The following is a 24,607-nucleotide window of genomic DNA, read 5'->3' as shown; positions in this document are numbered from 1 at the left end:
CGCAAGTATCACCCTTTCAACTCCGTCAGACGGGCAATCACTTTATCCCGCTTGTCGGCATAATCGGCGAGCTTCGCCTTTTCTTCGTCAATGACCTTAGCCGGTGCCTTCGCAATAAAGCCTTGATTCGACAACTTTTTCTCAATACGGTCGACCTCGCCCTGGAGTGTAGCCAGCTCTTTTTCCATCCGGGCAATTTCCTGAGCGATGTCGATCAATCCAGCCAGCGGCAAATACAGCTCCGCCCCGGTTACGATCCCTGTCATCGCTTTGTCAGGCGACGCTAACTCCGAATTGATTTCCAGAGAAGATGTATTGCAGAAACGGCGTACGTATTCTTCGTTGCGCTGCAGGATGGCAAACGTTTCGCTGCCGGCCGGCTTCACAAGCAGGTCGACTTTCTTGCTCATCGGAACGTTCACTTCCGCGCGAATGTTGCGGACGGAACGGATGATGTCCATCAACAGCTCCATTTCGCGTACGGCCTCCGGGGCCTCAAAACGCGCTTCGAATGTCGGCCAAGCGGCAAGCGTGATCGTTTCTCCTTCATGCGGCAAATGCTGCCATATTTCTTCGCTGATGAATGGCATGAACGGATGAATCAACCGCTGTGTCCGATCCAGCACATACGCGAGCACGGATTTTGTCGTCTTCTTGGCGGCCTCATCATTTCCGTACAAGGACAGCTTACTGAATTCGATATACCAGTCGCACAGATCGTCCCAAATGAAGTTGTAGAGCAGTCGTCCCGTTTCGCCGAACTCGTACGAATCGATCAGTCTGGTAACATCGCGTACGGTTTCATTCAACCTGTGCAATATCCACCGGTCGGCCGTTCCCAGCTCTCCATTCAGATCGATATCGGAGGCCTTGAAGTCACCGAGATTCATGAGCGCAAAACGCGACGCATTCCATATTTTGTTCGCAAAGTTGCGGACCTGCTCTACCTTTTCCCAACGGAAACGAAGATCCTGCCCAGGTGTGGAGCTCGTTGAAATCATAAAGCGCATCGCATCGGCGCCGTATTTCTCGATCACCTCGAGAGGGTCGACACCGTTACCAAGCGACTTGGACATTTTCCGTCCTTCCGAATCGCGCACCAGGCCGTGAATGAGAACATCCTTGAACGGGATGCTATCCGTAAACTCAAGCCCGCTGAAAATCATTCGAGCGACCCAGAAATAAATAATATCGTATCCCGTAACCAGCAGGTCGGTCGGGTAGTAGCGCTTCATATCTTCCGTTTGCTCGGGCCAGCCGAGCGTGGAGAACGGCCACAGCGCAGAGCTGAACCAAGTATCCAGCACATCCTCATCCTGCTTCAAGTGTGTACCGCTGCAGTGCGGACATACCGTCGCATCTTCGCGGGTTACGATGACTTCGCTGCAGTCGCCACAGTACCATGCAGGAATTCGGTGGCCCCACCAAAGCTGACGCGAAATGCACCAATCGCGCACATTCTCGATCCAATGCAAATATATTTTTTCAAACCGGTCTGGCACAAAGTTAACGCCTTGAGCGGATTTCTGCGCTTCTATCGCGCGGTCTGCCAGCGGCTTCATCTTCACAAACCACTGAGTCGACAAATACGGCTCTACGACGGCACCGCTGCGTTCGCTGTGTCCGACCTGATGCACATGCTCTTCGATTTTGATCAGCACGCCCAGCTCTTTCATGTCTGCAACGATTTGCTTACGGCAATCGAAGCGGTCGAGCCCTTGGTATTTACCCGCATTCCCGTTCATGGTACCGGACTCGTCCATCACGAGCACCTGAGGCAGATCATGGCGCTTGCCTACCTCAAAATCGTTCGGATCATGCGCCGGCGTAATCTTAACCGCGCCGCTTCCGAACTCTTTCTCAACATACTCATCGGCAATAATCGGAATTTCTCTTCCGATGATCGGCAGGATAAGCGTCTTTCCAATCAGATGCTTGTATCGCTCGTCTTTCGGATGTACAGCCACCGCTGTATCCCCGAGCATCGTCTCCGGACGGGTCGTCGCAACAATGATAAACTCCTCACTGTCTTTGACGGGATATTTCAAATGGTAGAGAGCACCTTGCACTTCTTTGTACTCTACCTCAATGTCGGAAAGCGCCGTACGGGCAGCCGGATCCCAGTTGATGATATATTTACCGCGATAGATCAAACCCTTTTCATAGAGACGGACGAATACCTCGCGCACCGCCTTCGATAGTCCTGCATCCAGTGTGAAGCGTTCACGGGAATAATCGAGAGAGAAGCCCATTTTGGCCCACTGTTCGTGGATTGTACCCGCATAATGTTCCTTCCACTCCCATACTTTCTCAAGGAATTTCTCCCGACCCAGGTCATAACGGGTCACGCCTTCCTCACGTAGCTTCTGCTCTACCTTCGTTTGGGTAGCGATACCCGCATGGTCGGAACCCGGCAGCCACAGTGCATCATAACCCTGCATCCGCTTCGTGCGGACCATGATATCCTGCAGCGTAAAATCGAGCGCATGGCCGATGTGCAGCATACCAGTCACGTTCGGCGGCGGAATGACAATCGTGTAGGGTTTCGCGTCTTGACGCTGACCCGCTTGAAAATATTGGCCCTTCAGCCAGTATTCATACCATTTCTTCTCGGCTTCCTTCGGGTCATAAGTCGTCGGCATCGACGTATCCGGCGTGGCCGCTTGTTTTGTTTCTTCCATAACTGGCAAACCTCCATCTGCATTCTAATTCAGTAGGGATATATGTCGCAGGGGCGCAGCCTCCAAGATCCGCATCGCTGCATAATACCAAAAAAGCCTTTCGCCGCAAAGGACGAAAGGCTCTCGCTTCCGTGGTACCACCTTTATTCCGTACTTTTGCATGAATTAAGCGGAGTCTCCTCCGGTCAAAATACGGCGCTCAAACAGGTAACGGCTGCAACCGGCCGAATCTAAGCTTCACTTTCAATTCGGCAACTCCGGGGCGACTTCGACAGGTACATTCCTGCGGAACCTTCCAGCCTCTTGCTGGCTCCACTCTCTGAAGGGTTCGCTGTCTACTATTCCCTTTCAATGTTTTTACTGCATCTATGCGTATTATGATAAACAATCATAAGGTGAGAGTCAATACAAGAACCATTTTCACCCGTCTATTTTAAGACTTCCTTTACGACAAGTATAGACAAAAAAATCCCCGAACAAGCCTGTATGAAGGCTGATCGGGCATTTTTTATTAGCTCTGCAGCTTATTTCGGTATGTAGACAATTTGTCCTTCCATTAATTCGCCCTCTCCAAGCCGGTTGTAAAGCGCGATTTCTCTTGGATTTAAATCATAGCGTTTGGCAATCGTTTCAAGGGTTTCTTCCTTTTGCACAATGCACATCCGGAGCTTCTTAAACTCCTGCTGTTCTCTATTGGCACTCAGGAGCAGGTTTTTCCATTCCACCTTCTCCGAAGGCAGCTTTTGTGCCGTAGACTGTCCATCTTCCGGAGGCCGTGTGTCCGATTTGGAGGAACCATGCTTCAGCAGCGAAGCCAGACCGAACGACTTGTATATCGGCTCCGCAGCGGATTCGGCTGCGTCAGTCGTTTTTTTAGAGCCCAGGCCGACTTTCATTTCCTTCTTCTCCGTCGTATTCGCCGCGGCTTCCGCGGCTGGTTCTTCTTCCTTCACGGCCCCCGAAGCTTCGGGCTCCGACTCCTTCTCCTCTTTCTTTGCCGGCTCGCTTGGCGGAGCAGTAGGTTCTTGCTGACTGCTTGGCTCAGCCTTCTCCTGCGGCAAGACCTCTGCGGGAGCTTGTTCCGAACGAGGGATTTCCTCCCCAGCGGACTCACTTAACGACGACGATTCCTCCTGTATCTCGGAACGCCGCTCCGGCACCTCATGGACAAACACGACCTCTTCCTCGGTTTCCCTCCATTGATCGGACTCCGAGCTTGAAACATTCTCGACGCCTCCGAGCGACAGCACTCCCGTCACATTCAAGCTTCGAGCAGACAGCAGATCCACGTCGAAATTTTCGATCTCAACGGCGATATCTTCCACACGCTGCACGCGATTCATCGGCAGCGTGATTTCTACCGGAATCAAATGCTGCAATGTCTGATCCGTACGCTCCAGTTCATCGACATAAGTCCCCGTCAATAGCAGATTGCCGCGAAGCACGGCTTGTTCTCCTTGCGGAAGCACCTGAATGTGGGGAATCAGTTCCACCCCTTCCAGCTCCTTAATGCCAAGCACACCTTCGGATAAATGCACACGTTCGTAAATATCAAACCTAAGCCCGTTATGCTGCTTCGTCAATGTAACATCCTCCCTTCCACATTTCACCTTTCCAGAAAAAGAAAGATCGTCAGCGCATTGGTCTTTACAATTTATATGGCTGCTGATGGAGGAGCATGACTACTATTTTTTCAATTGCTCGTAAAGAACCGCAAAGTCATCAGGCCAAGTGGCTCGCACTTCCATTCGTTCTCCCGTGAATGGTTCAGAGAACACCAACTGCTCCCCGTGGAGCGCTTGCCTAGCCATACCCATGCCCGCCGTGCGGCCACCGTAGAGCGAGTCACCTAGCAGAGGATGCCCCAGATGGCTCATGTGAACGCGGATTTGGTGTGTTCTCCCCGTCTCCAGTCTTAACCTTACAAGTGATGCCGAATCGAGCCTTTCCAGAACCTCGTAATGGGTTACAGCGGGATCCCCCGTGCGGGATACGCGCCTGCGCGTCGCGTGATGTCGGTCCCTGCCGATCGGCGCATCGATGCGCCCCCTGCTTTCAGGCGGATGTCCTTGTACCAAAGCAACATAAATCCGCTCTACTCGCTTGTCCCGCATCGCTTCATCCAAACGAGATTGCGCCCACTCATTCTTAGCCAGCAGCACCGGCCCAGTCGTGTCCTCGTCCAACCGGTGAATGTGACGCGGGCGACAGCGTTGTCCGGTCGATTCCAGATACGAGCCCAGCGCATGCAGCAGCGTACCCGTTTCCCCATCACGTGTTGGATGCACCTTCATACCTGCAGGCTTGTTCGCCACTAGGCTGAAATCATCCTCATAGAGCACTTCGACTTCTGTCCATTCAGGTACATACTGGAGGGTTTCCTCAGGAAACAAGCGAAGCATCACCCTGCGGCCTTTCCACTGAATATTGCTCGATCGGAACAGCTTTTGAAGAAATCGATCTCCCACCGTTACGGCCAATGCATGACGGATATCTTCTATTGAATGAACGTCTTGCTCGGCCGTCCATTCAAGCCATTCACCCTTACGGCGCCATACGCTCATCTTAGGAATCCTCCTCGACACCATTGGCAGTGAGTTTCTTACGATAGTGCATCCACTCGATCCTAGCCGCCGCCAAAATGACTAAAAGCAGGACAAAGAACAGCCCCATTACAAGTATCATTTCCAGCGTGATGCCAAAAAAACTGTATTTTTTCAAGATCACGTAACTTCCTCCATCCATAGACTTAACAACATTCTACCAAAACGCGGTATTTTCTCAAAGCGGTTACATTGCCAGAGGAGCGTCTATCTGACTCTAGCAAACTCTGTTAATAGGTACTTCAATATGATAGAATGTGAAAGCAAATTTAATTTGACCATTGTTCATTTCGATTATTTCATATGGGAGAGACTACGATTGGTTACTGTCTTGCAAAGGATCCGAAGCTGGGGCAGGCTGAAGAGAACACTCTTTGGGATCGCTCTTTTCACTTTTTTGACCTCTAGTTTTTTATTTTTGACCGGACCGGGAAATCAAATTAGAGTGTGGCTTGCAGAAACGGTCATTACCACTCAGCATCGGAGCTGGGCCTGGATCTTTGTGGGTGCGGAACAGCGAGATTTGCTGGTTCAAAAGATGCAAAACGCTATTGAAGACGCCGCCCGCGAAAAGCAAGATCTAGGAATGGTAAGCATCAGCCAACATCGCTCCGCAGACGAATGGGTTCAAGTGGAGGACATATCAGGCCCGTTATGGAAAGGTAAAAAGATGTACGTGTTCGATCCGAAATCGATTCGCGTCATGACACCGTTCCAGTCGGGTGAAGGGGAACGAATCACTTCCATGGTTAGCCGTACCGGCGCTGTGGCCGGAGTCAACGGAGGAAGCTTTGACGATCCGGAGGGTCTGGGCAACGGCTTTGCCGCCATCGGCGTCGTTATCTCGGGCGGCGATATTATCTTCACGGATCAAGATGGGAGTATTCCGCAGCATATTATCGGCTTTACCAAGGAAGGTAAACTCGTGATCGGTAAATATAATATTTTCGAGCTGAGGGATATGGGGATTTCCGAAGCCGTATCGTTCTACCCAAGGCTGATTGCGAACGGCAAGCCGCTTATTACAAGCGGTGACGGCGGCTGGGGCCGTGCGCCGCGAACCGCCGTTGGGCAAAAGCCCGACGGTACCGTCATTTTTATCGTCATCGACGGCCGCCAATCGAACAGCGTAGGAGCCACCTTGAAGGAGGTTCAAGATATACTGCTGAAAGAAGGCGCCGTCAATGCAGGAAATTTGGACGGCGGGGCTTCTTCCGAGCTCGTGGTCGGAGACCAGCTGGTAACCCATCCGTCCAGCCGTTACGGTGAGCGCAGGCTGCCTTCCGCCTTTCTCGTTTACGACAATCCATCAGCCGTGGTTGCGAACCGTGTCTGGGACGGCGTAGATAAAATCGATCCCGGAGGCTCCTATGACCACCCGGAATTTTTGCGGGAGCAAGCGGAGAAGAAAGCGCGCCAGCAGCAAAACCCGGCACCCGTGCCGGCCAAACCTGCAAGCGTCGAGAAACCGAAGAGCGTGCCTGCTTCCACTGAAACGAAGCCTTCAGCAGGCGGCGAGGAAAATAGTCACAGCGACAAAGCCGACACCTCCGCCGGAGCGACTCCGACGAAGCCCAGCGCGACAGAGACGGGGAACTCCCACGCCCCAACGGTTCAGAAAGAAAACGGAAGTTCGGTCGGCAGCGAAATCCCTTCGGAAATAACCGCGCCTCCACCGGTTTCCGCACCGTCGCTGGCGCCAGTTGACGACAAGGATTCGGGAATCCCCCCCATGGAACATTCCGGTGGTGCCGTGGAGGCACAAACAAAGATAGATACCGCTGGGGCTTTGCAGGGACCGATTCCGGCATCCAATTAGGAGGGAACAAAGAACTTCCTATATACTCCAGCCACCCAACAAAACAAAAGGCTCCCTGTATTCTTCAAATTGAGGAATACAGGGAGCCTTTTGTTTGCAGCTTCGATCTTTTGTATCAAAGCGGCCAGCAGCGGATTTGGCTTTATGTCACAGACGCTTCAGCGCCTGATAATGCGCCTCAATCGTCGCGTCAATATCCGCGTCCGTATGGGCTGCCGAAACGAACATCCCCTCGAACTGCGAAGGGGCAATACTAACCCCATCATCAAGCAGCGCTGCGAAATAACGGTTAAACCGGTCTAGATCGGACAGCTTCGCCGTCTCATAATTAACTACCTTCGCGTCCGTGAAAAACGGACATACCATCGAGCCCACGCGATTAATGGTAGACGCAATCCCCAGCTCACTGGCATTTTTCAGGAAGCCATGCTCCAGTCTAGCGGACTTCCGCTCCAACTCCTCATAAACGCCCGGCGCTCCTAGCAGTTTCAGCGTCGTGTAACCGGCCGCCATGGCAAGCGGGTTCCCCGACAGTGTTCCCGCCTGATAAATCGGTCCAGCTGGAGCGATATGCTCCATAATCTCCTTTTTACCGCCGTAGGCGCCTACAGGAAGACCTCCACCGATCACCTTACCGAGACAGGTGAGGTCCGGAGTGATACCGTAGAGCCCTTGTGCGCTGTGTAGACCTACGCGAAAGCCGGTCATGACCTCATCAAAGATCAGCAGGCTGCCGTAAGAAGCGGTCGTTTGCCGCAAGCCTTCAAGGAAGCCAGGCTGCGGCGGTACGACGCCCATATTTCCGGCTATCGGCTCAACGATAACCGCGGCGATTTCTTCACCGAACTTTTCGAATGCAAGCCGTACCGACTCCAGATCATTATAAGGAACTGTAATCGTATTGGCCGCTACGGATTCCGGTACGCCCGGACTATCCGGAAGGCCAAGCGTGGCAACTCCTGAACCCGCCTTAATCAGCAGCGAATCCGCATGGCCGTGGTAACAGCCTTCGAATTTCAGAATTTTACTGCGGCCTGTGTAGCCCCTGGCGAGCCGAAGCGCGCTCATTGTTGCCTCCGTACCGGAGTTGACCATTCGGACCATCTCGATCGAAGGGATACGTTCGATAACCAATTTGGCCATGTCCGTCTCCAGCTCTGTCGGCGCTCCGAAGCTTGTACCGAGCTCTGCGGTTCGTTTCACGGCCTCTATGACTTCCGGATGGGCGTGTCCAACAATAAGCGGCCCCCACGATCCGATGTAATCAATGAACTCATTACCGTCCACATCACAGACGCGGGAACCGGCTCCTTTGACCATAAACAGCGGTGTCAATCCGACCGATTTGAAGGCGCGGACAGGACTGTTCACACCTCCAGGTATGTATTGCTTCGCTTCCGCAAAAGCTTGTGCGGAACGCGCGTCGGAACGTTTGCGCTGATCGTTCATTTGGGTCCCACCTTTGCTATAGTTATACTTGAAACCATCCCTCAGCCGATATATAATTAACCGGATAATCTCACTGTCATTATATCACTTACAAAGCAGACCGACACCCCTGTCTTCCAATACAGCCATACGGGCGATGAAAAAGTATTTGTCCATGTTCAAAATCGGCAAGCTTTCGCTCATTGACGGCAAGCCGCGCACCGCTTCGGATCAGACTCTGGAGGAGAGCGTTCTCATTACACTTTACACGCCCGTGCTGCTGCAGGTCATCCGCGACCTTCAGGAAAGACAGATTCTTACCTTCACCGGTTCGGACATGACTCTCGATCTGGCCAAGCTTAGAGGACAAAAGAAGGCCCGATCACATCGGGCTTTCTCTCGTTCTACTTCAGATGGGCCGCCATTTGCTGTGCGGCTTCCCTCCCCTGCCGGATACAGTCCGGCAGGCCTACCCCTTGGAATGCTCCTCCCGTCACCAGCACTCCGGGCATGCGTTCGGACAATGCTTCGCGGACACGACGGATGAGTTCAAGATGTCCAACAGGATATTGGGGCATGGAGCGCATCAGCTTCGTCATCTCCGTAAATATCGGTTCGGCTGTGATCCCCATCGTATCCTTCAAATCTTTCCGCACCGCGCGGAGAACCCCGTCCTCCGTCATATGCAGCCAACGGTCATCTCCCGAACGCCCAACATAGCAGCGAAGCAGCACCTTACCGGTTGGAGCTGCATGGAGCCACTTGACCGATGTCCAGGTACAAGCCGTTATAAACCGCCCTTCACGTCTAGGTACCACAAACCCCGAGCCGTCAAGCTCACGAACCATGTCTTTGGAATCAAACGCCAGAATGACGTTCGCCACGGATACGTAATCAATCCGGTCCAGCTCTCGTACTTCGGGAACCTCGGTACCAAGCACTTCAGAAATCCCGTAAGCGGGGAGCGCCACAATGACCCCGTCGGCTTCCTCCGCCGCTCCGTCTTCCCGTATAACCCTGTACCCCTGCTCCGTCTTCTCCACCCGTGATACGCCGCATTGTTTAAGAAAACGTACATCGTCTAATGCATCCAGCAGTCCGTGAACCAACGTTTCCAGTCCTTCCTTGTAAGTCAGGAACGTCGTATTGCGCGCAGCTTCCGGCAGTGTCCGGCTTTCCTCGCCGCCCGCCTTCCGGTTTTGCATCATGCCCAGGATCAGACTGCGGTGCTTCTGCTCAATAGCGTGAAATTGCGGAAAGGTCGCTCTCAAGCTCAAGTTATACGTATCGCCTGCATAAATGCCTGCCAGCAAAGGCTCTGCGATTTGCGCAAGCACCTCAGTCCCCAGACGCCGCTCCAAAAAATGCCCGAGGGACTCGTCCTCCGGCGACGTCCGTTTGGGCAGTACCAAATCCAAAGCTGCACGAGCCTTGCCGGACATCGATAAAAGTCCCGTTCGCATAAACGGAACCATCTGGGTAGGAATCCCCAGCATCAGGCCGGGAGGCATTCGATGCAGCTTGCCCCCCGATAAAATGTAGGTTTTCTTCGCGTTAGGATTCGTGCCTGTCAGTTGATCCTCCAGCCCAAGCTCCCGGGTTAAATCAATGATAGGCTGCTTCCGGGCCAAGAACGAATCCGGTCCCTTCTCAATGATGAAGCCGTCCCGCTTTAATGTGTGGATTTTCCCCCCGAACGTTTCCCCTTTTTCCATCAAGGTAATCCGCAAAGGTGTGTTCGAGCTTTTCTTCAAATCATAAGCGGCGCTAAGGCCTGTAATGCCTCCGCCGATAATAACGACGTGTTTGGCGCTGCCGTCCATTCAATCAATTCCTCTCCAACTGTGCATAGACGACTTCGCTTAACGTTTCCATGTACAGCGGGTCGGTATTCAAGGAACGGGTGCGTTCCAGCTGCAGTCCGAGCTCGCGAGCCGTTTTTTGCGCCTCAATATCGAGGTCGTACAATATTTCAAGATGATCGGATACAAACCCGATCGGGCAGACTAACACATGCTCCGCCTGCTTCTCTTCCTTAATGGTACGAAGCACGTCCAGAACATCGGGGCCAAGCCATGGAACACCGGTTTGTCCTGCGCTTTGCCAGCCGAATTGCCAATTCTTCAGGCCGACTCGGGCCGCGATCTCCTTGGAGGTATCCAGCAGCTGTTCCGGGTACGGGTCTTTCATCTCGAGTATTTTTTCCGGCAGGCTGTGTGCGGTAAAAATGACCTTGACCCGGTCCTTCTCCACACCTTCGAATCGCTCTAAGCTTTCTTCCACACGCACCGCTAAGGCCTCGATCAGCTTGGGATGCAGATGATAGCTGTGTACGAAGCGAATGCTTAATCCAAGCTCATCCGCCTTTGCTTGCGCCCGTTTAATATAGCCGCCGACGCTCATCGAGGAATAATGCGGAGCCAGCACGACCCCGACCGCTTCCGTAAGACCGTCTTGCACGATTTGCTCCACTCCGTCTTCAATAAAAGGAGCGGCATGCTTTAATCCCTGATAACAAATAAACGTCGTGCCCGGATATTTCTCGTTCAGCCGATCCTCCAGCGCCTTCACTTGTTTATCTGTGTTCTCTCGAAGCGGAAATACGCCTCCAACAATAGCTTCGTAGCGGCTCTTCAAATCCTGCAGCTGCTCCGGTGTCGGAGGATGCCCTCTCCGGATATGCGTATAATAGGCTTCAATATCATCGATACTTTCAGGCGTTCCGTAAGACATGACGAGAACACCAATGCGCTTGATCTCTGTTGAACTCATGTTATACACCGCTTTCTTGTATAGAAGTTCCCTGCGCTTTCAACGCCTGTCGAGAATACGTATGAATAAAGTCCGTAAGCTCCTTCAGCTTATCTAAGGACGCCTCAGGGAACAAGCCGTGTCCGAGGTTGAACACATACCCCGGCTCTTGAATACCTTCGTCAATGATCGCCTTCGCTTGCGCTTCAATGACCGACATAGGAGCCGTCAGGACGTAAGGGTCCAGGTTGCCTTGCACGGCAAACCGGCTGCCTACCCGCCGGCGACCTTCCGTAATGGGAACACGCCAATCCAGTCCGATCACATCGGCCTCGATATCGCTCAAATAAGGCAGCAGCTCTCCAGAGCTTACGCCTGGAAAATAGATTTTCGGCTGGTCATATGACTCCAGCTCGGCAAAAATACGCCGGATCGTCGGGAGAACATACGTCTGAAAATCGGCTGGGGATAACGCCCCTACCCAGCTGTCGAACAATTGGACCGCTTTGGCGCCGGATGCGATATGGGCTTTCAGATAGGCTATCACCATATCTCCTAATTTGTCCATCAGCTCGAACCAAACCTTAGGTTCCCCATACATTAAGCCTTTGGTGCGAATATAGCTTTTGGATGGCTTGCCTTCAATCAAATAGCTGGCAATGGTAAACGGTGCGCCCGCAAACGTGATGAGCGGTACCTGAAGCTCTCCAGCCAAAATTTCAATCGTCTTCAGTACGTGAGATAAATCCTGCTCCACTTGAATCGGTTTCAGCCGTTGCACGTCCGCAGCCGTACGAATCGGGTTATGGATAACCGGACCTATATTTTTCACAATATCAAAATCGATCCCAATCGAAGCCACTGGATTCATGATATCCGAATACAGAATCGCCGCATCCACACCAAGCTTTTTGACCGGCATCATTGTCACTTCCGCTGCTAACTCCGGCTGCTCACAAATTTCAAGAAGACTGTATTTTTCTTTGATTTTCCGATAATCCGGATCGTACCGTCCCGCTTGACGCATATACCACACGGGCAGCGTGTCGACAGGCTGTTTTCTGCATGCTCGAATAAACAAATCATTGTAGCTCATCTAGTATTCCTCTTTTCCGTGTACTCCCATTATATACTTACCATTATGCCCTATTTGGAAGCATGTAACAACGTGTGTCAGCCGCCCTTTTCCGACAAATATATGACAGAGCGTAATGCATGCTTGACCCGTTTCATGGGAAATATAGCCTTCATATCCTAGGAACGAAGGGACAATGATGGTTTTTGGCATGTCCTGCATCATTATTTTTGCGTTTGTGATTTGGGGCATCCTTTCCCCCGGAAGGGCTTGCTGCCTCAGCGAACAACCTGCTTCAATTCACTACATGAAACATTCGGATGGTTTTATTTGCTGGTTACCTTCGGATTCTTAATCTTCATCCTTTATCTTGGTTTCAGTAAATACGGAAAAATCCGCTTGGGCGAAAAAAAGAAAAGGAAATGCGCAAAGCACTCGAAGACCTCATTAAACATCAAAAACGTTAGGTTCGGGCTAAGACGAAAAAACGTTTGTCCCCCGCAGCGCAGCTTGGAAGACAAACGTTTGGTCGTATTATGAGTGATGAGCTTACTCTTCTCTGAGCCAACGGGCGATGTCCTTGGCAAAATAAGTGATGATCACATCCGCACCAGCTCTCTTAAAGCCAACCATCGTTTCCATAACGATAGCTTTCTCATCGATCCAGCCCTGTGCCGACGCGGCTTTCACCATGGAATATTCGGCACTGACGTTGTAAGCGACAATCGGCAGATCGTAGCGGTCGCGCAGCATCCGGATCATATCCATGTATGCCAGCGCCGGCTTCACCATGAGAAAGTCTGCCCCTTCCGCGATATCGGCTTCCGCTTCTCGCAGAGCCTCGCGGGAGTTTGCAGGATCCATCTGGTATGTCTTCCGGTCACCGAACTGCGGAGCCGAATGAGCAGCATCGCGGAACGGTCCGTAGAATGAAGAAGAATATTTGACCGAATAAGACATGATCGGCACATGCTCATAACCGGCTTCGTCCAAGCCTTGTCGGATCGCATACACGAACCCGTCCATCATGTTCGATGGCGCAATGATATCCGCACCGGCTTCGGCCTGGGATACTGCTGTTTTGACGAGCAGCTCCAATGACGGATCGTTCAACACCTCAGCGCGCCCTTTAGCCTCATCATAATGAACGATACCGCAGTGGCCGTGGTCTGTGAATTGACACAGGCAGGTGTCAGCAATAACCAGCAGCTGAGGATTCCACTCTTTGATTTTGCGGGTTGCCTGTTGTACAATACCGTTCACGTCATAAGCCGAGCTACCGTGAGCATCCTTATGTTCCGGTACGCCGAACAAGAGAATCGCTTGAATACCAAGAGCAGTCACTTCACGAATCTCTTCCTCCAACCGGTCCATCGATAAATGATATACTCCTGGCATCGAGCTGATTTCTTCCTTGATCCCGGAACCGTGTGTCACAAATATGGGGTAAATCAGATCATGAACGGAAACAGCGTGTTCTCTCACCAAATGACGTAGCGCATGAGACGTACGCAGTCTCCGATTTCGAACGAGCGGGAAACTCATAGATTCTCCTCCTTGCACCATTTGTCGGCTTATTCGCCGCCATCCTGTTGATATAAGCTGGCTACGAGTGACGAGACCGTTGCTTCTTCGGCTATATAGTCCACATGCAGTCCCGTCTCTGAGGCGGTTTGAGCTGTAAGCGGACCGATACAAGCAATGCTGCAGCCACGCAGCAGTTCAACCGGCTCTTGTTCACCAAGCTCCTTTAATGCATAAAGCAGATTCGTTACCGTAGATGAGCTTGTAAAAGTAGCGGTATGAATTTTGTTTTGCTTTAGCAGTTCGATGATGTCTTCTCCGCCATCGGTTTCCAGCACCGTCTCGTAAACATCGATTTTGGTTACGTGTAAGCCGAGCTCCTTTAGCTTGCTCGGCAGAACATCCCGAGCGATATTGGCTGTCGCTAGAAGTACCCGCTGACCCGGCTGCAGTTTGCCTGCCAGTGCGTCAGGAAGCGCATCCCCTTGATACCGGGAGGGGGTCGTTTCGACCATCAAACCTCGCTCTTCCAATGCTTCCGCCGTTTTCGGACCAACGGCGGCAATACGCGCTTTCGCAAGCGAGCGTATATCCTTATGCAGCTCACGCATTCTTTGGAAGAAGGACTCCACACCGTTTACGCTCGTAAATATGACCCAGTCGAATTGCTCGAGGGAGCCTATAGCCTCATCTCGTAGTACTTGAGCGCCGGGATCGCTTGTTTGCTGCGTACGAATCACCGGAAACTCCACGGCTTCGCCGCCCAGCTCATCAATTTGGCTGACCAAGTCGCTGGCTTGACTGCGCGCACGGGTCACCAGGATGCGCCGCCCGAAGAGCGGCTTATGCTCGAACCAAGCGAGCTTGTCACGCAACTTGACGACCTCCCCAACGATCGTAACCGCAGGCGATTGGAAATTGGCCGCTCTCACCTTTTCCACAATGTCGATCAACGTGCCCGTCAACGTCTCCTGCTCCATCCATGTTCCCCACCGGATGATTGCAACAGGCGTTTTCGGAGATTTACCGCCTTGGATAAGCTGCGTGCATATATGCTCCAGATTAGCCACGCCCATTAAAAAAATAAGCGTGCCCGATGCTTGAGCCAGGTTCTCCCAATTGACGCTGGAGTAGGTTTTATTCTTATACTCATGACCTGTGACGATGGAAAATGAGGAGGTAAAATCCCGATGCGTCACCGGGATACCTGCATAAGCGGGTACGGCAATGGCCGATGTAATGCCGGGAACGATCTCAAACTTGATCCCGTTCTCCGCCAGCAGCTCCGCTTCCTCTCCCACGCGTCCGAACACACTCGGATCCCCGCCCTTGAGCCGAGTCACGGTTTTCCCTTGAAGAGCAAGATCCACCAGCAGTTGGTTTATTTCTTCCTGCTTCAACATATGCTTATCAGGCAGCTTGCCCACAAAAATTTTCTCCGCACCGGCCTTCATATGCTTCAGGAGACGCGGGCTGGCGAGTCTGTCGTAAACAACCACATCGGCCCGCTGTATCGCCTCCAGACCTCTTAACGTAATCAGCTTCGGATCGCCAGGTCCGGCACCGACAAGATAAACGACACCCTTTTTCACAACCGTTTCTCCCCTATTCCCCAGCGATTAATAGCAACTCTGCGGCACCTTTGGCGATTAACGCCTCGGCTAAAGCTAATCCCAGCTCTTCCGGATCAGTCCCGGTCATGGTTTCCTTAAGCATCTGTTTACCGTCAGGCGATCCAACCATGCCGGTCAGCGCGATTTCCGGTTTGCCCTCGTTGTTGACGCTGCCCAGCTGTGCATAAGCACCAATCGGAACCTGGCAGCCCCCGTTCAAGCGGCCCAGGAAGCTTCGTTCTGCCCGTACTGCAATGGCTGTAGGCTCATGACGGTACTCGGAAAGCAGGTCAACCACAAACTTGTCATCGCTGCGGCACTCGAGACACAACGCACCCTGTCCGACGGCAGGCAGACACAACTCAGGAGGCAAGTAAGCGCTGATGCGATCCTCCCAGCCAACCCGACGTAAACCCGCCGCGGCCAAAACGATGGCATCGAAGCCTTCCGTCTCCAGCTTGCGCAGCCGTGAATCAATGTTGCCGCGTACCGGCTCAATCTGCAGGTCCGGCCGATGGTGCTGCAATTGGCTTGAGCGGCGCAGGCTGCTTGTACCGACCTTAGCGCCCATGGGAAGCTCGTCTATTCCTCGACCCCCAAGTGTAATCAATGCGTCGCGTGGATCTTCTCGTTCCGGTATGGCGCCAATCACTAATCCTTCCGGAAGCTCAAAGGGCATATCTTTCATACTATGTACGGCCAGATCGATTTCACCATCAAGGAGAGCTTGTTCGATTTCCTTGACGAACAAACCTTTACCGCCAACCTTGGAAAGCGTTACATCGAGAATCCGATCTCCTTTCGTAACTATTTTTTTCAGTTCGAAGTCCGCTTTAATACCGGCCTGTTCACACAGCTCCCGAAGATGATCGATCACCTGTCCGGTTTGCGTTAAAGCGAGCGCGCTTTGTCTTGTCCCTACAACGATTTTACGCATGCGTTCGGTCAACCCCTTGTCCACTCAGTTAGCCTCATTGCTAATGACCTAGTCTATATTAGAAAGCTTCTATCGTAATATCATCAAGCATACCCTTCATTTCTCGATTCCATTAATTCCCATTCAAAGAATCTTGCAGATGCCGCAGCCATGATCCGATCAGGTGTATGCCTTCGGTTGTCGGATCTGCTTCCACGCGTTTCAGCAGCTCTGACCGCAATTGAACGGTTGATACGCTGTTTGACTTAAGCAGGGGTAGCAGCTCCCATCCCAGCATGGCCCGAAACAGCTCTTGCCGTTCTGACGTATCGGGTACGATGGCTTGAACTGTCAATCGAAGCTCGTGCAGCAGTTCCAAATAATGCTCGTATTCCTCGCCAAACACATCTTCAAGCTGCCGACGCACCTTGGCGGCCAGCGCAGGACTTGCCCCTGCGGTCGAAATGGCCAGCGTCAACCGGCCGCGCCGCAGGGTCGCCGGAACGATAAACCCTCCGGTCTCCGCATCGTCGGCTGAATTCACGAGCTTACCGAGTGCTTCCGCCTCTGCACATACCTGGGCATTCACCATCGCATCACCGGTGGCGGCAAACACGAGCCACGCTTCCGCCAACACTGCAAGCCCGATGGTATATACCTCATGCTGCGTCTGTATAAGCCCCTCCGCCTTCCAAGCTTCCAGCTGCGGTGTTACCTGCGGGCTAACCACGGTCACGCTCGCCCCCGCCTTCATAAGCGTGCGCGCTTTGCGCTCTGCTACCCTGCCGCCCCCGACAATGAGACACGGCTTACCTTCAAGATCAAGCATGATCGGGTACCATGTTTTGGACATTTACCCATACTCCCTTATGACCACTGGTGAAAGCCGGAGTAGTAGTTAGCCAGCAAGAAATTGAGCAAGGTAATCCCGAATGCCGCCAAATTCCAAAGCGCCAGCCGGTTGCCCGGTGCTTTCAACAGCAGCCGTTGAATTAAATAAAAAATATAAGCCAAAAGAACAAACCATGAATTCACTACCTTGGAATCGAAGAAAAGCATGAAGTCACCTTCCAGCGCAATCCACACGATCCCAAGTGATATACTCAGCAGAAGCAGCGGTGCGCCAATTACTGCGGCAACGAGCGCATAGTGATCCGTTTTCTCCAAGCTCGGCAGGCGCTGCATTTGTTGGGACCACTGCTTTTCCTTCAGCTTGCGGTGCAAAAACAAATACATGCCGGAGAACACGGCCGAGATGACGAAGGCGGCATAACCTCCCACTGCCAGCGTAATATGAATGAATAAAAGTTCATCAGTAATATTCCAATGCGACAATGTAGGAGATATCCCTGGCCTACTGAAAAAATTGGCCGCCAGCACGGCAAAGCCAAACACATTAACCAAGAAGACAAACAGCTCAATCCGAAAAAAACGATTGATGATGATAGATACAGTAACAAGCAGCCAGGAAAATATAAAAAGCGTTTCGAACATCGAAAAGGTCGATAGATTGCTGTGCTTCAGCAAACTATAAACCAAATATGCGGTTTGCAATACCCATACAAAAGAAAGCAACCCTGTTCCCATCCGTTTCGCACTTCGGTTCGAACCAACAAAGTCCGAGAAGTAAAACAGGAGGCTCAGGGCATAAATATAAATAATGGCATCATAAAACCAGGTTTGCTTGAGCATGGTCTCCCTTTCCGGTCAGGCTTTGGCCAGAACATCAGTAGACGAGGCGGCTGCCCTCACTTTAGAAAGAAGTTCTTCCTTCATCCGCTCCTGCGCAGCTTCCGCTCCCTGCTGCAGCGCCGCTTGCTCCACCCGATTTCGCTCGGCCAATTGCTCTTCCAAAGCAAAAATTTTCGTGAACATTTCGAGCGCATCATCCCCGTGACGCTCGGCTGCCATTTCTTTGATGCGGACAATGGGATCTCGCAGCATTTGATTGACAATGCTTTTAGTTAGTTTGCGAATCACTTTCAACTCATGTTCGTCCAGTTCGGGCAGCTTCTTCATTAAGCTGTCCATCGTTTCCTCATGAATGGATGCCGCTTTCGTTTGCAGCGCCTGAATAACCGGGCTAACGCCCAAAGTCTTCGTCCACTGCTCGAAATCAGCCATTTCTGTGCCTATCATCTCTTCGATCTGTACCGCGGCTTTCCGGCGTTCTTCCAAATGCGAATTGACTATGGATTGAAGATTGTCAATGTCATATAAGAAGACATTCGGCATCTCACCCAAACGCGGATCAAGATCGCGAGGCACAGCAATATCAATCATGAACAGAGGTCTTGAACGGCGACGCTGCAAAATAGAAGATACCTGCTCTGCCGTTAATACATAACCGGAAGCCCCTGTAGAGCTAATGACGATGTCAGCTTCTTCGAGATGACTCATAAGATTGTCCATGGTACTCGCGATACCGCTAAACTTATCTGCAAGCTCCCTTGCACGGCTCAGCGTACGGTTCACGACAGTGACTTTGTCCGCTCCGTTTGCGTACAGGTGCTTTACCGTAAGCTCGCTCATCTTGCCGGCGCCAATAATAAGTACCTTCTTGCGCTCATAGCTCCCGAAGATACGCTTGCCGAGCTCCACAGCCGCGTAGCTGACGGATACCGGATTGTCTCCAATCCCCGTCTCGGAGTGAGCGCGCTTGGCCATCGTAATCGCCTGCTTGAACAGCGTGTTAAACATTACCCCTGTCGACTTCTCTTGCTGTGAAAGCAGAAAAGCATCCTTGACTTGACCCAAAATTTGCGTCTCGCCGATCACCATCGAATCCAGTCCGCTAGTCACGCGGAATAAATGCTCAATGGCTTCCTCATTCTCAAGAACGTAAAGATGCTTATTGAACTGCTCCTTTGGCACATCGAACCACTTCTCAATAAATCCTCGCAAAAGATGTCCGCATAAGTTCTGGCTATCAACCACAACGTATAGTTCCGTCCGGTTGCAGGTGGCCACGATGACGCATTCCATCACGCTCTTGATGTTCTTGAGCTCTTTTAGCGCCAGCGGCAAATCCCTTTCGGCGAATGCAAACTTTTCTCTGATCGATACCGGTGCCGTACGATAATTTAAACCCGCTACGACGATATGCATCTGGTTCACCTGCCTCCTCCTCTTAAATTGTAATCATTATAACATAGATGTCCGAGCTTCTTCGACATAATTTATGAACTTTTTTTCACATTCACAGCTTTCATTTGAGCCAATAGATTACCTAGGACTGCCATTTCTATTTTCCTCCGGAATGACAGGACGTATACTTTACTTCAGTATTATTTCTTAGCCGTCCTAAATTCATTGTGTACGGGCCAATTTCCCTTCCCGATCCAAGCCTTACTTGATATGTATGGGGGGGTATCAAAAGAAATAACCACGGATAAATACCGTGGTTATCTTATGTTCAACTTTAATCATTATTTTACTAAATGAGCTTGCTTCAATACCGGTGTTTCGACTTGCAATTCACCCATACCACGAACCAGTTTCTTAGCGTGTGTAACCTCTGGCTTCAGAACGGAAAGCATATGTTCAATCGCCAACTGAGGATCGACTGTTTCACCACAGGTATAGCAATCGAGCGCCGCGAACCCTTTCTCAGGATACGTATGAATGGAGAGATGACTTTCTGACAGCAATACAAGAACCGTTGCGCCTTGTGGTTCAAATTGTTTGGACTGGACCGACAATACGGTTGCCCCACAAACCTCAGCAGCTTCTACCATTTGTACTTGTAACCATTCAGCATTGTTGAGAAGATCAAAGTTAACTCCCCAAGTGTCTACAGCTACGTGTCTTCCGAAAGTTGAGTATTCCATCTTTCGGTTCCCCCTTCCTAGGAATAAAATGTTTTGAAAATTTCATCCGCTAGGACCTACGTCATTCACTTCCCGAGGGAATAATCTCTCGCAACATTACATGTCCTGAGTGAATCCTGGTTCCTATTATTTTTTCAACGAAAATAAAAATAACATCTATTGAACAGAAATGCAATACTTTTTTTTGGAATTTCACTATTTCCCTTCAACCCTTGAACGCATAAGAACAAATTATGTACAAAACTTGTCCGAAGTGAACGGACGCTGCCTCATCTCATGCCCATTTCGCTATGGCTCGATCATCCGTGTATGTAAGCCTATGTATAAAAATACAAATAGAACCCTTCCCGGGACAGCACACGCTGGCCTGGAAGAGTTCCTCTCTTTTATCATATCTATATTATTATGCCTCAAGTACAAATAAACGATGAGTCAGCCTACGGAGTCGAGCGTCAATTTGCTCACGAACGGAAGCCTCCGCCATTTCATTACGAAGGTCAAGCAGATGGTTCACTTGCGCTTTTAGCTGCTTGATCTCTTGTTCCACCTCATTCTTATGGAACAGCTGCTCGAGTTGGCCAATGGTATCCTTAAATTCAAAAATGACTTTCTCGTCATTCTCCGTTTTCTCTACAATCTTAACGACTGCGCCTTGCTTATAAGTGTATATCATCGTGTAAGCAGTATAAATCCGGTGAACAATGGCATCTCCTTTAAAGACAGAGACCGCCTTCCGCATTAAATTAACCAGATTTTTATTTCTGATCCGGCAAGTTCCTTGGCATACATACAAATTCATCTGCCGCTCAAACGACAGGACAATTTCTTCACCGGCGTCGTCCGGCAGTACAACCTCTTGATTTCCGTTTTCAAGCACTTTGACTTGCAAAGAAGCCCCTTGCTCTACAAACATCTGAATGAATTTGGTCATCTCGGCTTCCGTTAACTGTAGGCAGGTTTTGACGTATTCGGTCGCTAACCTATTTGCCATAAAAATCCCTCGATTCATTTTTTTCGAACCTTAAGCTTGAGCCTATTTTTCAGTTGTTCTCTATACATTATACTACATAATTATTTAATATTCCTGCTGATAAGGCTTTGTTTTTCGCCGGAAATCAGAAAATTTCGCGTTTTCCCCTCAGAAGGACGGGGTAAGTTATAAAAAACTCGGTTTCCCTCACTTTGTTTCGCAGTTCCCTGTACCACTATCGCAAAAAAACAAAAAGAAGAACTCCACTACGGAGTTCTTCTTTTATTAGCTGCGGCTTTCACTCGGTGTATTCACATCATCTTCTTGCTCCGGGATTGCACCGTATCCGATTTGTTGTTCGATAAGGGACCATAATTCCTCTTTACCTAGACCGGTCTCGGAAGAGAACAGCACGAGCGGGTCAGACTTGTCTGCACCCAGCGTCTCCCTCACGATTTTGATATGCTTCTGCCATTTCCCCTTCGGAATTTTATCCGCCTTCGTGGAAACGATACACGTCGGAACCCCGTTATGCTTAAGCCAGGCAAACATAGCCTGGTCATCCTTCGATGGCGGGTGACGCAGGTCGATGATCTGAAGCACCAGCTGCAAATACTCTCGCTTTAGGAGGTACTCCTCAATGAATTTTCCCCACTTTGCCCGTTCGGTCTTGGACACCTGCGCATATCCGTAGCCCGGCAAATCAACGAAAAATAAATCCGTATTAATTCGGTAATAGTTAAGCTGCTGTGTTTTCCCGGGCTTCGAACTGGTTCGGGCCAAATTTTTGCGGTTGATCATCCGGTTGATTAAGGAAGATTTTCCAACATTAGAACGCCCTGCCAGAGCAATTTCCGGCAAGGCATCGGAAGGATATTGGTTAGGACCGACCGCGCTTATAACAAATTCGGCTTGATTCACTTTCATGGCATTTCACTCATTTCTAACGGACGTTGATTGGCCCGACCTCACTCAGGCAATAGGCCAATCAACGCATGTGTATTATACTCCTACTGGTTTAACGAGAGCATGTTCAAGGACTTGGTCCATGTGAGAAACAGGGATAAAGTTCAACTCACTGCGGACGCTTTCGGGTATTTCTTCAATATCCTTTGCGTTATCCTTAGGCAGGATGACCGTCCGGATGCCGGCACGATGAGCGGCCATGCATTTTTCCTTCAATCCGCCTATCGGCAGAACCCGGCCGCGGAGCGTAATTTCCCCCGTCATCGCCACATGGCGGGAGACGGGTATACTGGTAAGCGCCGAGATGAGCGCCGTCCCCATTGTAATTCCGGCAGACGGCCCATCCTTCGGAATAGCCCCTTCCGGTATGTGAATGTGAATGTCAAACTTTTCATGAAAATCCGGTTGAATACGGAACTGCTCGACACGAGAACGTGTATAGCTAAAGGCCGCCTGCGCGGATTCCTTCATCACATCGCCAAGCTTACCGGTCAAGGTCAGCTTACCGTTCCCCGGCATAACAGTAACTTCGATGACAAGCGTATCTCCGCCGACCTCTGTCCAAGCGAGTCCCGTAACGGCTCCGACTTGATCCCGCTCTTCCGCCAAACCGAAGCGGTATTTGGTCTGACCAAGGAAATCCTTAAGATTGTCCTCCTGCACGTGCACGCTTTCAGCTCCGGCTACTACCTTCTTTGCAGCCTTCCGGCAAATGGATGAGATTTGCTGCTCCAGATTACGGACGCCAGCCTCTCTAGTGTACTCGCGTACCGTTTTCATAACCGCCGCTTCATCCACGACCAGCTGAGCATCTGTTAGGCCGTGATCCTGCCTCTGCTTTGGAAGTAAATAGTTTTGCGCAATGTGCAGCTTTTCGATCTCAGTATACCCTGGAATATACAGCACTTCCATCCGGTCAAGCAGTGGCCTTGGTATGTTGTGCACTCCGTTTGCCGTTGTAATGAACATGACGTTCGATAAGTCAAATGGCACTTCCACATAGTGATCGCTGAATGTGCTGTTTTGTTCCGGATCGAGTACCTCAAGCAGCGCCGATGCCGGGTCGCCGCGAAAATCCATCGCCATCTTATCGATTTCATCCAATAGAAATACAGGGTTGTTGGACCCTGCCGTCTTCATCCCCTGGATGATACGACCGGGCATAGCGCCGACATACGTGCGCCGGTGCCCCCGGATCTCCGCCTCATCACGAACGCCGCCCAAAGAAATGCGGACGAACTCCCGCTCCAATGAGCGGGCGATAGAGCGAGCGATCGACGTTTTCCCGACTCCCGGGGGCCCGACGAGACACAGAATGGGGCCTTTCATTTTTTTGACAAGCTTCTGTACTGCCAAATATTCAAGCACACGTTCCTTTGGCTTCTCCAAGCCGTAATGGTCTTGATTAAGAATTTCCTCCGCTTTCAGGATATCCAAATCATCCTCGGTGGAATGTGACCATGGAAGCCCCAGAAGCCAATCAATGTAATTACGGATGACCGAGCCCTCCGCCGAGGTAGCAGGCATTTTCTCAAGCCGATCGATTTCTTTCTCGATCTTCTCTTTCACCTTCTCCGGCACTTCGCTTTCCGCCAGCTGATTTCGCAGCTCCTCAGCTTCGCCTGCACGGCCTTCCTTATCCCCCAGCTCTTTCTGGATGGCTTTCATCTGTTCGCGCAAATAATATTCCTTTTGCGTCTTCTCCATTTGTTTCTTGACGCGTTGGCTTATTTTGCGCTCAAGCTCCAGTACTTCCCGTTCGTTGTTCAGAATGCCCAGAAGCTTCTCCAGCCGCAAGCGTACATCCACGGTTTCCAAAATTTCTTGTTTATCTTTAATTTTTAACGATAGATGACTGCATATAACGTCTGCCAGTCTTCCCGCCTCATCGATATCTGACACAGCGGCCAGCGTCTCCGGCGTCACTTTCTTGGATAGATTAATATAGTGTTCGAATTGATTTAATACCGTCCGCATTAACGCGTCGATTTCCGGATCGGACGTTTCCTGCTCAGGCAATTCTTTGATATGAACCTCATAATATTCCTCATTAGCCAAAAACTCGGTAATTTCCGCTCGTAGGACGCCTTCCACAAGAACCCTGATCGTACCATTGGGCAGCTTGAGCATTTGACGTACTTTCGCAATGGTCCCGATCCGATAAATGTCTTCGTTCTTTGGTTCCTCAATATTTACTTCGGACTGCGAACACAGCAGGATCATGCTGTCCTCGACCATCGCTTTCTCGAGCGCACGCACCGATTTCTCTCTGCCTACGTCCAAATGCAGGACCATGCTCGGATACACAAGCAATCCCCGCAGTGGAAGAAGCGGCATACGACGCACCTTCTGTTTGCTCAGTCCCATTGGCGAGCACCTCCAAACTTAACATACATTGCTGTGATTTACATTTTATCAAAATTGATTTCAA

The 24,607-nt window shown here is 50.9% G+C and carries 20 protein-coding genes and 1 other annotated feature; of the genes, 2 read left to right on the top strand and 18 right to left on the bottom strand.

The features are described from left to right. Window positions 1-8 precede the first annotated feature (8 nt). The 4 genes from JOE45_RS22855 to JOE45_RS22840 form a co-directional block, all read right to left on the bottom strand. Window positions 9-2,681, bottom strand: coding sequence for a valine--tRNA ligase (locus JOE45_RS22855; RefSeq protein ID WP_210022203.1), 2,673 nt, complete (start codon window positions 2,679-2,681; stop codon window positions 9-11). Window positions 2,682-2,786: 105 nt separating this feature from the next. Beyond that, window positions 2,787-3,042: a binding site (T-box leader), on the bottom strand. Window positions 3,043-3,205: 163 nt separating this feature from the next. Continuing rightward, a complete protein-coding gene (locus JOE45_RS22850) occupies window positions 3,206-4,264 on the bottom strand; it encodes a LysM peptidoglycan-binding domain-containing protein (protein WP_210022204.1) in 1,059 nt (352 codons plus the stop codon). Between the two features lie 102 nt (window positions 4,265-4,366). Further along, window positions 4,367-5,245, bottom strand: a complete 879-nt coding sequence (locus JOE45_RS22845; protein ID WP_210022205.1) for an RluA family pseudouridine synthase — start codon at window positions 5,243-5,245, stop codon at window positions 4,367-4,369. Between the two features lies 1 nt (window position 5,246). Continuing rightward, on the bottom strand, window positions 5,247-5,408 hold the full coding sequence (locus JOE45_RS22840) for a hypothetical protein (protein WP_210022206.1): 162 nt from the start codon (window positions 5,406-5,408) through the stop codon (window positions 5,247-5,249). Between the two features lie 195 nt (window positions 5,409-5,603). On the opposite strand from JOE45_RS22840, the gene JOE45_RS22835 reads away from it, so the two are divergent. Then, on the top strand, window positions 5,604-7,103 hold the full coding sequence (locus tag JOE45_RS22835; RefSeq protein ID WP_245247127.1) for a phosphodiester glycosidase family protein: 1,500 nt from the start codon (window positions 5,604-5,606) through the stop codon (window positions 7,101-7,103). 147 nt (window positions 7,104-7,250) lie between these two features. Here JOE45_RS22835 and hemL read toward each other — a convergent pair whose 3' ends face one another. The 4 genes from hemL to hemE all read right to left on the bottom strand — a co-directional run bounded on the left by hemL (window position 7,251) and on the right by hemE (window position 12,378). Beyond that, complete coding sequence (gene hemL / locus JOE45_RS22830) at window positions 7,251-8,552, bottom strand: glutamate-1-semialdehyde 2,1-aminomutase (protein WP_210022208.1); 1,302 nt, start codon at window positions 8,550-8,552, stop codon at window positions 7,251-7,253. A 383-nt stretch (window positions 8,553-8,935) separates the two neighbouring features. Beyond that, window positions 8,936-10,354, bottom strand: coding sequence for a protoporphyrinogen oxidase (gene hemG, locus JOE45_RS22825; RefSeq protein ID WP_210022209.1), 1,419 nt, complete (start codon window positions 10,352-10,354; stop codon window positions 8,936-8,938). Window positions 10,355-10,358: 4 nt separating this feature from the next. Then, entirely contained in the window at window positions 10,359-11,303 is a 945-nt protein-coding gene (gene hemH / locus JOE45_RS22820) for a ferrochelatase (RefSeq protein ID WP_210022210.1), read from the bottom strand. A 1-nt stretch (window position 11,304) separates the two neighbouring features. Further along, entirely contained in the window at window positions 11,305-12,378 is a 1,074-nt protein-coding gene (gene hemE / locus JOE45_RS22815) for a uroporphyrinogen decarboxylase (RefSeq protein ID WP_210022211.1), read from the bottom strand. A gap of 222 nt (window positions 12,379-12,600) precedes the next feature. Here hemE and JOE45_RS23750 point away from each other — a divergent pair, with 222 nt between their 5' ends. Beyond that, window positions 12,601-12,897, top strand: coding sequence for a BCCT family transporter (locus JOE45_RS23750; protein WP_348632574.1), 297 nt, complete (start codon window positions 12,601-12,603; stop codon window positions 12,895-12,897). 9 nt (window positions 12,898-12,906) lie between these two features. Here JOE45_RS23750 and hemB read toward each other — a convergent pair whose 3' ends face one another. The 10 genes from hemB to lon all read right to left on the bottom strand — a co-directional run bounded on the left by hemB (window position 12,907) and on the right by lon (window position 24,543). Next, window positions 12,907-13,902, bottom strand: a complete 996-nt coding sequence (gene hemB, locus JOE45_RS22805) for a porphobilinogen synthase (protein WP_210022212.1) — start codon at window positions 13,900-13,902, stop codon at window positions 12,907-12,909. Between the two features lie 29 nt (window positions 13,903-13,931). After that, a complete protein-coding gene (cobA, locus tag JOE45_RS22800; protein ID WP_210022213.1) occupies window positions 13,932-15,473 on the bottom strand; it encodes a uroporphyrinogen-III C-methyltransferase in 1,542 nt (513 codons plus the stop codon). 13 nt (window positions 15,474-15,486) lie between these two features. Next, the gene (gene hemC / locus JOE45_RS22795) at window positions 15,487-16,431 is read right to left on the bottom strand and encodes a hydroxymethylbilane synthase (RefSeq protein WP_210023501.1); all 945 of its coding nucleotides are present in this window, start codon (window positions 16,429-16,431) and stop codon (window positions 15,487-15,489) included. Between the two features lie 112 nt (window positions 16,432-16,543). Then, window positions 16,544-17,263, bottom strand: a complete 720-nt coding sequence (locus JOE45_RS22790; RefSeq protein WP_210022214.1) for a precorrin-2 dehydrogenase/sirohydrochlorin ferrochelatase family protein — start codon at window positions 17,261-17,263, stop codon at window positions 16,544-16,546. Between the two features lie 14 nt (window positions 17,264-17,277). Next, complete coding sequence (gene ccsA, locus JOE45_RS22785) at window positions 17,278-18,102, bottom strand: cytochrome c biogenesis protein CcsA (protein WP_210022215.1); 825 nt, start codon at window positions 18,100-18,102, stop codon at window positions 17,278-17,280. 15 nt (window positions 18,103-18,117) lie between these two features. Further along, window positions 18,118-19,518, bottom strand: coding sequence for a glutamyl-tRNA reductase (gene hemA, locus JOE45_RS22780; RefSeq protein ID WP_210023502.1), 1,401 nt, complete (start codon window positions 19,516-19,518; stop codon window positions 18,118-18,120). A gap of 320 nt (window positions 19,519-19,838) precedes the next feature. After that, entirely contained in the window at window positions 19,839-20,240 is a 402-nt protein-coding gene (gene speD / locus JOE45_RS22775; RefSeq protein WP_210022216.1) for an adenosylmethionine decarboxylase, read from the bottom strand. 403 nt (window positions 20,241-20,643) lie between these two features. Then, complete coding sequence (locus tag JOE45_RS22770) at window positions 20,644-21,231, bottom strand: non-ribosomal peptide synthetase module (RefSeq protein WP_210022217.1); 588 nt, start codon at window positions 21,229-21,231, stop codon at window positions 20,644-20,646. Window positions 21,232-21,495: 264 nt separating this feature from the next. Further along, complete coding sequence (gene yihA / locus JOE45_RS22765; protein ID WP_210022218.1) at window positions 21,496-22,137, bottom strand: ribosome biogenesis GTP-binding protein YihA/YsxC; 642 nt, start codon at window positions 22,135-22,137, stop codon at window positions 21,496-21,498. A 75-nt stretch (window positions 22,138-22,212) separates the two neighbouring features. After that, the gene (gene lon / locus JOE45_RS22760; RefSeq protein ID WP_210022219.1) at window positions 22,213-24,543 is read right to left on the bottom strand and encodes an endopeptidase La; all 2,331 of its coding nucleotides are present in this window, start codon (window positions 24,541-24,543) and stop codon (window positions 22,213-22,215) included. Window positions 24,544-24,607: the final 64 nt, after the last annotated feature.

Source organism: Paenibacillus sp. PvR098 (assembly GCF_017833255.1).
Classification (GTDB): domain Bacteria; phylum Bacillota; class Bacilli; order Paenibacillales; family NBRC-103111; genus Paenibacillus_G.
The sequence above is the reverse complement of the archived record's forward strand: the minus strand, read 5'-3'. Positions and strand labels throughout refer to the sequence as shown.